11 protein-coding genes are annotated in these 14395 nt (G+C 59.6%); 1 reads left to right on the top strand and 10 read right to left on the bottom strand.

The features are described from left to right. Positions 1-2: 2 nt before the first annotated feature. The 3 genes from HY308_09925 to sdhC are packed head-to-tail and all read right to left on the bottom strand — an operon-like array spanning position 3 to position 2493. Positions 3-1766 carry a succinate dehydrogenase flavoprotein subunit gene (locus HY308_09925; protein ID MBI3898600.1) on the bottom strand — a complete coding sequence of 588 codons (1764 nt, stop codon included), beginning with the start codon at positions 1764-1766 and terminating at the stop codon, positions 3-5. Next, positions 1763-2119, bottom strand: a complete 357-nt coding sequence (gene sdhD, locus HY308_09920; protein ID MBI3898599.1) for a succinate dehydrogenase, hydrophobic membrane anchor protein — start codon at positions 2117-2119, stop codon at positions 1763-1765. The genes HY308_09925 and sdhD overlap by 4 nt, the downstream gene beginning before the upstream one ends. Continuing rightward, entirely contained in the window at positions 2116-2493 is a 378-nt protein-coding gene (sdhC, locus tag HY308_09915) for a succinate dehydrogenase, cytochrome b556 subunit (protein MBI3898598.1), read from the bottom strand. Before sdhC ends, sdhD begins: the two co-directional genes overlap by 4 nt. 173 nt (positions 2494-2666) lie before the next feature. Between sdhC and HY308_09910 the strand changes: the two genes are divergently transcribed. After that, a complete protein-coding gene (locus HY308_09910) occupies positions 2667-3704 on the top strand; it encodes a folate-binding protein YgfZ (protein MBI3898597.1) in 1038 nt (345 codons plus the stop codon). Between the two features lie 527 nt (positions 3705-4231). On the opposite strand, the gene ftsB is transcribed toward HY308_09910, so the two are convergent. The 7 genes from ftsB to dnaE form a co-directional block, all read right to left on the bottom strand. After that, a complete protein-coding gene (gene ftsB, locus HY308_09905; GenBank protein ID MBI3898596.1) occupies positions 4232-4525 on the bottom strand; it encodes a cell division protein FtsB in 294 nt (97 codons plus the stop codon). Positions 4526-4551: 26 nt separating this feature from the next. Beyond that, on the bottom strand, positions 4552-5844 hold the full coding sequence (eno, locus tag HY308_09900) for a phosphopyruvate hydratase (protein MBI3898595.1): 1293 nt from the start codon (positions 5842-5844) through the stop codon (positions 4552-4554). Between the two features lie 25 nt (positions 5845-5869). Beyond that, positions 5870-6706 (bottom strand): 3-deoxy-8-phosphooctulonate synthase, encoded by an 837-nt coding sequence (gene kdsA, locus HY308_09895; protein MBI3898594.1) that lies wholly within the window; start codon positions 6704-6706, stop codon positions 5870-5872. After that, entirely contained in the window at positions 6703-8358 is a 1656-nt protein-coding gene (locus HY308_09890; GenBank protein MBI3898593.1) for a CTP synthase, read from the bottom strand. The genes kdsA and HY308_09890 overlap by 4 nt, the downstream gene beginning before the upstream one ends. A gap of 128 nt (positions 8359-8486) precedes the next feature. Continuing rightward, positions 8487-9860 carry a tRNA lysidine(34) synthetase TilS gene (gene tilS, locus HY308_09885; protein ID MBI3898592.1) on the bottom strand — a complete coding sequence of 458 codons (1374 nt, stop codon included), beginning with the start codon at positions 9858-9860 and terminating at the stop codon, positions 8487-8489. Continuing rightward, positions 9841-10797 (bottom strand): acetyl-CoA carboxylase carboxyl transferase subunit alpha, encoded by a 957-nt coding sequence (accA, locus tag HY308_09880; protein MBI3898591.1) that lies wholly within the window; start codon positions 10795-10797, stop codon positions 9841-9843. Before accA ends, tilS begins: the two co-directional genes overlap by 20 nt. An 86-nt stretch (positions 10798-10883) precedes the next feature. Continuing rightward, the gene (gene dnaE, locus HY308_09875) at positions 10884-14336 is read right to left on the bottom strand and encodes a DNA polymerase III subunit alpha (protein ID MBI3898590.1); all 3453 of its coding nucleotides are present in this window, start codon (positions 14334-14336) and stop codon (positions 10884-10886) included. Between the last annotated feature and the right edge of the window lie 59 nt (positions 14337-14395).

The raw sequence follows: 14395 nt of genomic DNA, 5'->3' as shown, positions 1-14395 counted from the left end.
AATCAGTACGTGCGCGCTTTCGGCTCGAAACCGTCAACGCTCAACGGCTTTAGGTGCACTGGTTTGTAATCGAGCTTGTGGCCAGCCTTGAAGTACAGCGTGTGCTTCAACCAATTGATGTCGTCGCGCTTATGGAAATCGGCGCGATCATGGGCGCCGCGGCTTTCTTTGCGCGCCTCGGCCGACACCAGCGTCGCCACCGCCACCTCGATCAAATTGTCGAGTTCGAGCGCCTCGACACGCGCGGTGTTGAATACCTTCGACTTGTCTTTGATCTCGGTATGGCCAACACGTTCCGCCACTTGCTTGATCTTCTGCACACCGTCGACCAGCAACTCCGGAAAACGAAACACGCCGCAGTGCGCCTGCATGGTCTTGCGCATCTCGGCGGCGACATCGGCGACGCGTTCGCCATTCTGCTGACCATCGAGCCGCGCCAACCGCGCCAGCGTCCGATCGGCCGCGTCTTGCGGAAGGTCCTTGAGACCGGGATTTTCTTTGAGGAAACGGATGACCGAGTTACCGGCTTCACGACCGAATACGACGAGATCGGTCAGCGAATTGGTACCGAGGCGATTGGCACCGTGCACCGATGCACAAGCGCATTCGCCGGCGGCATAGAAGCCCGGCACCGGTACCGCCGGGCTACCACCCTTCGGTAACACCACTTCGCCGCGATAGTTGGTCGGAATACCGCCCATTTGATAATGCGCGGTCGGCACCACCGGGATCGGATCGACCACCGGGTCGACGTTGGCGAACTTCTTGGCGATCTCGCGGATACCCGGCAGGCGCTTCTCGATCTTTTCTTCACCGAGATGATCGAGTTTGAGCAACACATAGTCGGCGTCTTTACCGCAGCCGCGGCCTTCTTTGATTTCCGTTGCCATCGCTCGTGAGACGACATCGCGGCTGGCAAGATCCTTCATGTTCGGCGCGTAACGCTCCATGAAACGCTCGCCGTTTTTGTTCAGCAGAAACCCACCCTCGCCGCGTACACCTTCGGTAATCAGCACGCCGGCGCCGGCAACACCGGTCGGATGAAACTGCCAGAACTCCATGTCTTCGAGCGCGATACCCGCACGCGCCGCCATGCCGAGACCGTCGCCGGTGTTAATAAAAGCGTTAGTACTGGTGGCGAAGATGCGCCCCGCTCCGCCGGTAGCGAAGATGGTCGCGCGCGCATGCAGAATCGAAACATCGCCAGTTTCCATTTCGAGCGCCGTGACGCCGAGCACTTGGCCGCTAGCATCGCGAATCAAATCCAGCGCCATCCATTCGACGAAGAACTGCGTGTTGGCGCGCACGTTACGTTGATAGAGCGTGTGCAGCATCGCGTGACCGGTACGGTCGGCGGCACAGCAACTGCGCTGCACCGGCTTCTCGCCGAAGTTTTGCGAATGACCGCCGAACGGCCGCTGATAGATCGTGCCGTTGTCATTGCGATCGAACGGCATGCCGAAATGCTCGAGCTCGATCACAACCTCGGGCGCGGTCCGGCACAAAAATTCAATCGCGTCTTGGTCGCCGAGATAATCCGAACCCTTGACGGTGTCATACATGTGCCACAGCCAATTGTCTTCGCCCATATTGCCGAGCGCGGCGCCGATACCACCCTGCGCCGCCACCGTGTGCGAGCGCGTCGGAAACACCTTAGACAATACCGCGGTCTTGAGACCAGCCTCGGACAATTGCAACGCCGCGCGCAAACCGGCGCCACCGGCACCAACGACGATGGCGTCGAAACGACGAACAGGAAGTTTCATACCACCCCTCGAATCAAAATCTGCGCGGCCCACAACGACATCGCGATCAACGCGAGCGCGGTCAACAAGCTAACGGTGAAACGCACCCACGTTAGCTTGAGATAATCCATGTAGATGCTGCGCAGCCCGACCCAAGTATGCGCCAATAGGCTGACGATAAAGATCGCCCACGCCAAGCGCACTGCGCCGGCGGAGAAATAACCGGTCCAGGCAGCGTAGTCCTTGATAGGATTCAGCAACAGGTAAACGATCAGATAAATCGTGAAACCGCCGAGATAAAGCGACGTCACGCGCTGCACCAAGAATGCGGTCAAGCCGCGGTGCGCACTTCCGAGCGGACGCGAACGAGTCACAGAAATACTCCGAGCAGGACAACAGTGGTCACGGAAGCAGCGAGCGTCAACCATGCGCTACGCCTGGCGGGAGCCAATTCGACGCCGACATCGACGTCCATCAACAGATGACGAATGCCGGAGTAAAGATGCTGGATCAACACCCACAACATCAGCAACATCGCCGCACGGCCGATGCCCGCGCTCAAGCTCGTTCGCACCTGTTCGAAGCGCTCGGGACTTTCGAGTGACGCCTGTAAGGCGCACAACGCGAAGGGGATCAATAACGCCATGACAGCGCCGGTAATTCGGTGAATGATCGACACAACGCCGCCGATCGGCAACCGAATTTGTAATAAATTTAAATAAACAGGACGCTTCGCGTTTTTCCGCATGAATGTATAGTTGTGTGTAGTTTGAGAGCCGAAAAAATCCCATCCATGAAATTTTTTCCGATCGCTACGCGGCGGCGTCTGCCCCGACCCGCACCCGTACCCCGAACGCAAGAAGCGCGGGCTGAGTATTATAGAGGAAAACAACTAGGTGTGAAGACGCCGGAGCGACTGAGATGAGCGAGAGTTGGATCCAATTTCTGCGGGAGCATGGTGCCATATTCGATGATGGCGGTGTGCGCGACTTCGGCGACGCCGATCACGAACGACGTGCAGCGATCGACAGCAACGTGCTGGTCGATTTGTCGCATCTTTCGCTTATTCGCGTCAGCGGACCGGACGCCAAAAATTTTCTCAACGCGCAACTCACGAACGACGTCGCTCTAGTCGACGCGGGTCGTAGCCAACTTGCCGGCTGGTGCAGTCCAAAGGGGCGGCTGCTCGTTCTACTCCGCGTCTTTCAAATCGCTGATGACTATCTCTTGCAGTTTCCGTCTACGCTGCGTGACGACATCATCAAGCGCCTGCGAATTTATGTGTTGCGCGCGAAAGTTAAGATCGAGAACGCGGACCAATCGTTCGTACGTATCGGCGTCGCTGGGGCCGACGCCGTAACGGTGGTAAAGAACGCGACCGGCGTGGTTGCCGACGACATCGATAGCAGCGTCGCCAGCGAAACATTCGTGGTACTGCGATTGCCGGGTATTCAACCGCGTCTCGAAATCATTTGCTCGCCGGCAGAGGCGCCGTCGTTGTGGGCGAAATTGAAAGCAGGCGCTGTGCCGGCAGGACGTGGTGCATGGGCCTGGCACGACGTTATGGCGGGCATACCGACCGTGGTGCCGGAAACGAATGAGGCATTCGTTCCGCAAACCGTGAATCTCGAATTGATCGGCGGCGTTAGTTTTACCAAGGGCTGCTACCCGGGTCAGGAGATCGTTGCGCGTGTGCACTATCGCGGGCGTTTGAAGGAGCGGATGTTCCGGGCCCATGTCGCCGTCGCCGATGCGCCGCGTCCGGGCGATCCGATTTATGCGCCTGATCTTCCCGGGCAGGCTGCTGGGACGGTGGTCAGCGCGCAGCCCGGCGGGAACGGTGGTTACGATTTATTGGCGGTGATTCAATTGAGCAGCGTGCAAACTGGGGAATTGCATCTGCGGCAAGCGGATGGGCCGCGATTGGAATTGCGGGCGTTGCCTTATTCGGTTCAGTGATTGAATCGCCCCGTTGGGGCGATGTCTGTCGATGTAATAAATGTAATCAGCGGGATGCTCCGCCCCGCAACCCAGGGTGACTTTCTCTTGCTGGTGCAAGAGAAAGTCACCAAAGAGAAGCACCCCCCGGGGTGGCGCAAAGCATCCTGCGCTTCTCACTTTTGGCTCACTAACTATGTCTGGCACAACCCATCCCTGGGTTGAGCCAGACGCGCGCTTCCTGCGCGCTCGAGGCCAAAAGCGCCGATGCTCGGAATGCGCGACACGGGGATTAACCGCAACTGCAACAACAACTACCCATTTCACTCACCCCCCACCCTAACCCTCCCCCGCTGTTGCGGGGGAGGGAATGTGGCTGTTGTAGGGTGGGCAACGCTTTTTTGCCCACGCGGATTCGAATACAGCGTGAACAGCAAAGCTGCCACCCGACATCACGGCGGGCAGGTTTTTGGTTTTGCTTTTTTATTCCCTCCCCCGCCTTTGCGGGGGAGGGTTAGGGTGGGGGCGGTTGTTGTTGTGGTTGCTATTCACTTCTTATCCGGACTAACCGCCGGATCCACCACCTGATAGAACGTCTCGCCCTTCTTCACCATGCCGAGCTCAGCACGCGCCCGCTCTTCGATCGCCGCCAGACCTTGCTTCAAATCGACGACTTCCGCTGCCAAGGTCTGATTGCGATCGTTCAAGCGCGCGTTTTCCTGGACCTGCGCGGCGATCTCGCGTTGCAGCTTCCAGGTCACGAACACGCCGCCGTCGCTAAACCACAGCGCGTACTGCAACATGACAAACAGTGCGGCCAGCACCACGATCACCAGCCGCAGGGGTCGCACGCTAAGCACGGTCAGAATTAGCCACCGGCAATGCTTTGCCGAAACGCGGCACGGCCGGGGTAGCGCGCGTCGCGGCCGAGCGCTTCTTCGATGCGCAGCAGCTGGTTGTACTTGGCGACGCGATCCGAGCGCGACAATGATCCGGTCTTGATCTGACCGACACCGGTTGCGACCGCCAAATCGGCGATAACGCTGTCTTCGGTTTCACCGGAACGGTGCGACATAACACCGGTGTAGCCGGCCTGCTTGGCGATGCGGATGGCGTCCAAGGTTTCGGTCAACGTGCCGATCTGGTTGACCTTGATGAGGATGGAGTTGGCGACGCCCTTGTCGATGCCGCGTTGCAAAATTTTCGAATTGGTGACGAATAAATCGTCGCCGACCAATTGCACGCGCTTGCCAAGACGACGCGTGAGCTCGGCCCAGCCGTCCCAATCTTCTTCGGCGCAGCCGTCTTCGATGGAGATGATTGGATAACGATTGGCCCAGTCTTCGAGCATCGCGACGAACTCGGTCGACGTCAGCTTCTGTTTGCCGCCGTCGAGCTCGTAACGACCGTCGCGGTAAAACTCGGAGCTGGCGACGTCGAGGCCAAGAAATACGTCGGTGCCGGCGCGATAACCGGCCTTGCCGATGGCTTCGAGGATCACCTGAATAGCCGACTCGTTCGACGGCAGGTTAGGCGCAAATCCGCCTTCGTCGCCGACGGCGGTGTTGAGCTTCTGGCTGTGCAGCACTTTCTTCAACGAATGAAAAATTTCCGCACCGGCACGCAAGGCTTCGGAAAAGCTCGGCGCACCCACCGGCAGCACCATGAACTCTTGGAAGTCGACGTTATTATCGGCGTGCGCGCCACCGTTGATGATGTTCATCATCGGCACCGGCAACAGATACGGACCGTTGGGATTGAGGTAACGATACAACGGTTGCTGGTGATCGGCGGCGGCCGCACGGGCACACGCGAGCGAGACCGCCAGAATGGCGTTGGCACCGAGCTTCGATTTATTGTCGGTGCCGTCGAGCGCCAGCATCGTCCGATCAATCGCTGTTTGATCGTCGACGTTCTGCCCGAGCAGCTTGTCGCGGATCGGACCGTTCACATTGGCCACCGCTTGCTTGACGCCTTTGCCGAGATAACGCTTGGCATCGTTGTCGCGCAGCTCGACCGCTTCGTGCTTACCGGTCGACGCGCCGGATGGAACGGCGGCGCGACCGAAAGCACCGGACTTAAGGGTGACGTCGGCTTCGACTGTCGGATTACCGCGCGAGTCGAGAATTTCACGAGCATGAATTTCACTGATGACTGACATGACGCATTTCCTTGTTTTTTTAGGCTTACAGCGACGCTTCGGCAAAGCCACGGCGCTTCACGGCGAGATCGAGCTCTTTCAAGGTCTCGAGCAAGTCGCGCATGCGACCGAGCGGCCAGGCGTTCGGGCCGTCGGAGAGAGCCTCGTTCGGGTTTGGATGGGTCTCCATAAAAATACCGGCAATACCGGCGGCAATCGCCGCCCGCGCCAGGACCGGGACGAATTCGCGCTGACCGCCGCTCTTCGTGCCCTGCCCGCCCGGTAACTGCACCGAGTGCGTGGCATCGAATACCACCGGACAACCGGTCTCGCGCATGATAGCAAGCGCGCGCATGTCGGAAACCAGATTGTTATAGCCGAAAGACGCACCGCGTTCACACACCATGATCCGGTCTTTACCGCCGGCAGCGATCGCTTTATCGACCACATTCTTCATGTCATGCGGTGCCAGAAACTGGCCCTTCTTAATGTTCACCGGCTTGCCGCCGCGGACGACCGCTTGAATGAAATCGGTCTGCCGACAGAGGAACGCCGGCGTTTGCAGCACATCGACCACGGCCGCGACCGGCTCGACCTCGGGAGCGTCATGGATGTCGGTCAGGACCGGCACACCGATGTCACGCTTCACGCGTTCGAGGATGGCGAGACCTTTCTCCATACCAAGACCGCGGAACGACGTATGCGCACTGCGGTTGGCCTTGTCGAACGACGACTTATAGATGAACGGAATGCCGAGCTTGGCGGTGATTTCCTTGAGCTGACCGGCTGTGTCCAAGGCCATCGTCTCGGACTCGATAACGCACGGTCCAGCGATGAGAAAAAACGGCCGATCGAGGCCAACCTCAAAACCGCAAAGCTTCATGGGATCGCTACCTGGGGTTTCGATGCGCGCGCTGCGCGATGCTCTCTGGCCGCCAGGATGTAACCGCTAAATAACGGATGGCCGTCGCGCGGGGTAGAAGTGAATTCCGGATGAAACTGCACGCCGACGAACCACGGATGATCTTTGAGCTCGACGATCTCGACCAGATTACCGTCGACCGAGGTACCGGCAATGACCAATCCTTTCTCTTGCAACAACGCCCGGTGCTGGTTGTTGAATTCGTAGCGGTGCCGATGGCGTTCGTTGATCGATTCTTTGCCGTACAACTCGCGTACGTGCGTGTCGGGCGCGAGCTTACATTCCTGACCGCCGAGACGCATGGTGCCGCCGAGATCGCAACCGACCAAGCGCTTTTCACGCTCGCCCTCGGCCGTGACCCACTCCGACATCATGGCGATTACCGGATACGGCGCTTTCGGATTGAACTCGGTGCTGTGTGCGTTCTTGAGGCCGGCGACGTTGCGCGCGAACTCGATGACCGCCACCTGCATGCCGAGGCAAATGCCGAGATACGGAATGCGCTGCGTGCGCGCGTAGTTGACCGCGCGGATCTTGCCTTCGATGCCGCGCTCGCCGAAACCGCCAGGTACGAGGATCGCATCCATGCCTTCGAGCAACTTCGTACCTTCGGTCTCGATGCGCTCGGAGTCGATGTAATTAATGTTGATCTTGGTGAGCGTGTGAATGCCGGCGTGCCGCAGCGATTCTGACAACGACTTGTAGGCTTCCGTCAGGTTGATGTACTTGCCGACCATGGCGACATTCACCTCGCCGGTCGGATGCTCCTGGGCGTACACCGCCTTGTCCCACTCGCTCAAGTTGGCGCGACGGGCGTTGATGTGCAGCTTCTCGACGACGATTTCGTCGAGGCCCTGCTCGTGCAGCAAGCGCGGGATCTTATAAATGTTGTCGACGTCCGGCGCCGAGATCACCGCCCGCGTTGGCACGTTCGTAAACAACGCGATCTTGCGGCGCTCGTCGTCCGGCAATACTTGATTAGCACGGCACAGCAGCACGTCCGGCTGAATGCCGATCGACAGTAATTCTTTGACGGAATGTTGCGTCGGTTTGGTTTTCAATTCGCCGGCGGCGCCGATGTAAGGCACCAACGTCAAATGCAGGAATACGGCATTGCTCGAACCCTGCTCGATACCCAACTGCCGGATCGCTTCGAGGAACGGCAGTGATTCGATGTCGCCGACCGTGCCACCGATTTCAACCAGGGCCACGTCGGCGTTGCCGGCACCTTCTTCGATGCAATGCTTGATCTCGTCGGTAATGTGCGGAATCACCTGCACCGTTGCACCGAGGTAATCACCGCGCCGCTCCTTGCGAATGACGTTCTCGTAAATCTTGCCAGTAGTGAAATTGTTGCGCTTGTTCATCGTCGTGCGGACGTAGCGCTCGTAATGGCCGAGATCCAAATCGGTTTCAGCGCCGTCTTGGGTGACGAACACTTCGCCATGCTGAAACGGGCTCATCGTGCCCGGATCGACGTTGATATAAGGATCGAGCTTGAGCAGCGTAACCTTCAGGCCACGGGCTTCGAGCAAAGCAGCGAGGGAGGCGGAGGCGATTCCCTTACCGAGGGAAGACACCACGCCGCCAGTGACAAACACGTATTTAGTCATGGGGGAGCCCGTTAGAATCGGCGTCCGCAGTGGACACCGGAACGGAATCGCAAGCTACCAGATGGCACTGGGGCACACAATCAGAAATTGAAGGCATTCTTTGTTTCTCAGACGCAACAACAGCGATTTCAGACAATCTGTTCAAGCACTAACGCGAATCCCGGCTCGCCAGCACGCGCGTTGAACGGCTCGCATATCCAGCGATCACCGATAGCCGCGAGATCATCACCAAGATAAATGAGCGGCAACCGCGCCCGCTCCCACGGCGGCACACCCGCTTCTTGCAACAATTTCCGCAGCTCATGCCGGTGGCCGCGCAACTGACAATGCTCGCCGCCGCGCCGCAACTGCACGCGTACGGTCTTGCCGGCGAGGCAGGCGCGCGCCAGGCCCTCACCGACGGTCGACCGGGCACGTAAATACCAACCGGTGTCGGCAATGGCGAGCGGCTCACTCGGTTGCCACAACGCTTGCCAATCCGCCGGCGGCGCAGATGTCGGCGCCATCAATACCAAACGATCACGATAACGCCGCACTTCGGCACCGCGCCAACACACGATGGCGTGCCGCGTTTCCGGACAATGGCGCACATGTCGCAAAATTTGTTGGAGCACCGGCTCGGACGGCACGTCCAGTTGTTGCGCGCGGATCCAATACCGCAACAAATTCGACTGACGCGCGGCGGAAAGCGATTGCACAGCGCTAATTTTCAACTCGCCGGCGTTGTCGCTGGCGTGATCGAGATCGGCGCATGCCAACTCGTCGAGCAACTCCGCCGCCTCAGCGTGATACCGCGCGGACCGAGCGATACGCTCGACACTCTGCGGCCAACGTTCGGTCAACACCGGCGACAAACGCTGACGCACGAAATTACGCGCGAACCGGGTATCGACGTTGCTCATATCTTCGACCCAGTGTAGCCCATGAGCAGCGGCATACTCGGCCAATGCCGCGCGCCGAAATCCAAGTAGTGGTCGCAGCAAACGACCGCCGGCGAACGCAACACTCACCGGCATGGCGGCGAGCCCGTGGACACCGGCACCGCGCAACAATTGCAACAACACCGTCTCGGCCTGATCGTCTTGATGATGCGCCGTCAGCAAAACAGCGCCCGCCGGTAATCGATCGGCCAACACCGTGTAACGAGCGCGGCGCGCAGCGTCTTCCAGACCGAGCTCGTCGATGCGCTGCACCTGTACCCGATCCGACTGATACGGCACACCCAACGCGGCGCAGACAGCGGCACAGTGGCGCGCCCACGCAATCGACATCGGCTGCAACCCATGATCGACATGCAACGCGTGCACACGCCACGGCGCCTGTGCGCGCCACGCCGCCAACGCATGCAGCAACACATGCGAGTCGAGGCCGCCGCTGTAAGCGACGTACAGAGGCACATCGGGGGTCAGCGCGAGATCGACCGTGAGCACCGCCGCGAGCGCGTCGATGGAAAAACGGCGCTCACTCGATACCGGTGTCTCGCTATTCTTGGAATTCTCCATACTGCATCAGCCTGGCGTAGCGACCATCAAGCAGCTGATCGGGCGCGATCGTCGATAGATCGCGCAGCGTGTCGTGCAACGTCGTCTTCAAGCGGCGGGTCATGTCGTCGATGTCGCGATGCGCGCCGCCGAGCGGCTCCGGCACGATCGTGTCGATTAGCCCGAGCTGTGACAAGCGCTCGGCGGTAATGCCCATCGCTTCGGCCGCCAACGTCGCCTTATCGGCCGCGCGCCACAGAATCGATGCACAACCTTCCGGCGAGATCACTGAGTAAGTCGCGTACTGCAACATCAGCAATCGATCGCAGACGCCGATCGCCAGTGCGCCGCCGGAGCCGCCCTCGCCAATGACGACGCTAATAATCGGTGTCTCCAGCCGCGCCATCTCGTACAAGTTACGCGCGATTGCTTCACTCTGTCCGCGCTCTTCGGCGCCGACGCCCGGATACGCGCCCGGCGTGTCGATGAACGTGATCACCGGCAACCGAAACGTCTCGGCCATGCGCAGCAGACGCAACGCCTTGCGATAACCTTCGGGCCGCGGCATACCGAAGTTGCGCCGCACCTTCTCGCGCGTATCGCGGCCTTTCTGATGACCGATCACGACCACCGGCCGGCCCTCGAGCCGGGCGAGACCGCCGACGATTGCCGGATCATCGGCGTAGCCGCGGTCGCCATGCAGCTCTTCGAAGTCGGTGAACATACGGCCGATGTAATCGAGCGTGTAGGGTCGAAGCGGATGACGCGCGAGCTGCGAGATCTGCCACGGCGTCAACGAGGTAAAAATCGATTCGGTCAGCCGTCGGCTTTTTTGCCGCAGCTTTTTAACCTCCTCGCTGATATTCAAATCTTTGCCGTCGGAGCTTGAAGACAGCGCTTCGATCTTCGCTTCCAGTTCGGCGATGGACTGTTCAAAGTCCAAATAATTATGGTTCATTCTCAGACTCAGGCGCCGTGCTGCGCACGCGCCGTTGAAATTGTTGGTTGGGAGCCCGCATTGTCGCGGCCGCCAGCGGGCGACCTTCAGCGGTACTCGAGACGAACGTTGTTATTACCCGCTAAGCGAGTCAGTCGCTCGAGTACCGCAGCGTTAGGATTGATCCTCCACTCTTCGCCCAAAACGATATCCGCTTCGGCAATGTCACTGCGATAGCGTAACCACACCGGACACGGTCCCTGGCTCGGCGCGAGGATTTCTTTCAGCTCATCCATAAAACCATTTGCCGCCTTGGCGGCATCGACGTGGATAACGAGTCGAGAACCAAAAGCGGCGCGCGCCTGGTCGATATTATAGATCTTCTCCGCGGACATTTTGAATCCGCCGGTGTACTCGTCGACCGAGACATGCCCCTCAACCACCAACAGCGTGTCCTTGACCAGCAACGCACGATACCGCTCGAATAGCTCGGAGAAAACCGCCAGCTCCAGGCGCCCTGTGCGATCGTCCAGGGTAATAAAGGCCATACGGTCGCCGCGCTTCGTTTGCATGGCACGCATGGCGACGACCAGGCCGGCGACGACCACCGCCCGGTCCGCGGTCGGTTTGAGCTCGGCGATGGTGGCGCTGGTGAAGTGTTTCAGCTCGTCGCTGTAGCGGGCGATCGGGTGGCCGGTCAAGTACAGCCCGAGCGTTTCCTTCTCGCCGTCGAGGCGCTGCTCTTCGGTCCATTCCGGCACGACCTCATAGGTCGGCGATTCAAGCGGCGGCGCATCGCCGCCGAAAATGTCGACCTGCCCGGCCTCGCGATTACGGCCGTGTTGGTCGGCTTCGGCCAACGCCTTGGTCAACGACGCTATTAACGCGGCGCGGTGGGTACCAAGGCCGTCGAGCGCGCCGGCATTGATCAGCGATTCGAGCACACGCCGATTCACCTTGCGCGAGTCGATGCGCTGACAAAAATCGAATAGATCGCGGAACGGACCGTTGCTATTGCGCACGTGCAGGATCGAATCGATGGCCGATTCACCAAGACCTTTGATCGCCCCAAGGCCGTAGAGCACGGTCTTGTCGTCGATCGGCACGAACTCGAATTCGCAGCGATTGATATCGGGCGGCAACACCTTCAACTTCATGTCGCGGCACTCGGCCGTCATGGTCACAACTTTGTCGGTCTTGTCCATATCGGACGACAACACCGCCGCCATGAATGCCGCCGGGTAATGCGCCTTGAGCCACGCCGTTTGATAGGCGATCAACGCATACGCCGCCGAGTGCGAGCGGTTGAAACCGTAGCCGGCGAACTTCTCGATCAAATCGAAAATTTCGGCGGCGAGCTTCGGATCGACGCCGCGATCACGGGCGCCGTCGACGAAGCTCTCGCGCTGCATCGCCATCTCTTCCGGCTTCTTCTTGCCCATGGCGCGCCGCAACAGGTCGGCGCCGCCAAGCGAGTAGCCCGACAGCACCTGCGCGATCTGCATTACCTGTTCTTGATACAGAATGACACCGTAGGTCGGCTTCAGGATCGGCTCGAGACTCGGGTGCGGATATTTGACAGCGACACGCTTGTGCTTGCGATTGATGTAATCGTCGACCATACCCGACTGCAACGGACCGGGGCGGAACAGCGCCACCAACGCCACGATCTCTTCGAACTGATCCGGCTTCAGCCGGTTGATCAGGTCCTTCATGCCGCGCGATTCGAGCTGGAACGTCGCCGTCGTCTTACACGACTTCAACAACGCGTAGGTCGCCGGATCATCAATCGGCAACTGATCTATTACGACCGGCGCCTCGCCAATCTTGGCGCGCTCGCGGTTGATCAGCTTTACCGCTTTATCGATGATCGTCAGCGTGCGCAAGCCCAAAAAGTCGAACTTCACCAGCCCGAGCTTCTCGAGGTCTTCCATGTCGAACTGCGTGACCGCTTCGTGTCCACCCTGCTCACAGTAGAGCGGCATGAAATCGGTCAGCGGGCTCGGCGCGATAACGACACCACCGGCATGCTTGCCGGCGTTACGCGCGAGGCCTTCGAGCATGCGCGCGGTGTCGAGCAGCGACTGCACGTCTTCTTCTTTGTCGTAACGCTCTTTTAGCAGCGGCTCGACTTCGAGCGCACGATCGAGCGTCATGCCGATCTCGAACGGAATCAGTTTCGCCAACTTGTCGCAGAATCCATACGACTGGCTGAGCACGCGGCCGACGTCGCGTACAACCGCGCGCGCCGCCATCGTGCCGTGGGTAATAATTTGCGCGACTTTATCGGCGCCGTAGCGTTGTTTGACGTACTCGATCACCTCGTCGCGCCGCTCCACGCAGAAGTCGATGTCGAAGTCCGGCAACGACACGCGTTCCGGATTCAGGAAGCGCTCGAACAGCAGCTCGTACTGGATCGGATCAAGCTCGGTGATGCCGATGGCGTACGCCACCAACGAGCCGGCGCCGGAACCGCGGCCGGGACCGACGGGAATGCCGTTACTTTTCGCCCATTGAATAAAGTCGGCGACGATCAAGAAGTAACCGGCGAAGCCCATTTTCGCGATCACGCCGATCTCGAGATCTAGCCGTTCTTGATAGCTCGATAATTTCGCCGCGCGTTCGGCGTCGGCCATGCTCGCCATGCGCTGCGCCAACCCTTCATAACTATTGCGGCGCAACACATCGTTGACGTCTTCACCGCCGCTGCTGCCGGCGGCTTCGAACTTCGGCAGGTAATACTTACCGAACTCCAGGCGGTAGTTGCAGCGGCGGGCGATTTCGACGGTGTTCGCCAGCGCTTCCGGCACATCGGCGAACAACTGCTGCATTTCCGCCGCCGATTTGAAATATTGATTGGGCGTAAACCGCCGCGGCCGGCGGCTGTCCGACAGCACCCGCCCCTCTTGAATGCAGACACGGACTTCGTGCGCCTCGAACTCTTCACGCTTCAGAAACATCACTGGATTGGTCGCCACCACCGGCAATCCGGCGTCAGCGGCGAAGGCAACGGCGGCGTGGTTGTATTCTTCTTGGCGCGACTGTGCGGTACGCTGCAGCTCAATGTAAAAACGATTCGGGAACCAGCGCTGATACGCGACCGCCAAGTCACCGACGGTAGCGCGATTCGCGCCGAGCAAGGCAATGCCGAGTTCGCCCTCGTGCGCGCCGGAGAGCGCGATCAATCCGTCGGTCGCATCGTCCAGCCATTCGCGGGCGACGCAGGCGCGGCCGGTTTGTTGGCCTTCGCGGTAGCTGCGGGTGATTAATCGGGATAAGTTGCGATAGCCGTCGAGGTTCTGGCACAGCAAGGTCAGCCGATGCGGCTTGTGCGGATCGGTATGCGTGAGCCAAAGATCGGCGCCGATGATCGGCTTTACGCCGGCGGCGACCGCGTCTTGATAAAACTTGGCGGCACCGAAAACATTGGCGAGATCGGTCAGCGCGACCGCAGGCATGCCTGCCGTAGCCGCGGCAGCAGCAAGATCCGGTGTGCGGACAATGCCGTCGGCTAAGGAAAACTCGGAATGAACACGCAAATGAACAAACGGTGAGGTCACTTGGCTATTTCACCCCAAAAGCGTTGTGGTCCGCAATGCAAAATCGTCTACCGGTCGGC

This window comes from Gammaproteobacteria bacterium, assembly GCA_016199745.1.
Classification (GTDB): Bacteria; Pseudomonadota; Gammaproteobacteria; order Acidiferrobacterales; family Sulfurifustaceae; genus JACQFZ01.
Note: the sequence above shows the minus strand (reverse complement) of the source record. Positions and strands in the feature narration are given on the sequence as shown.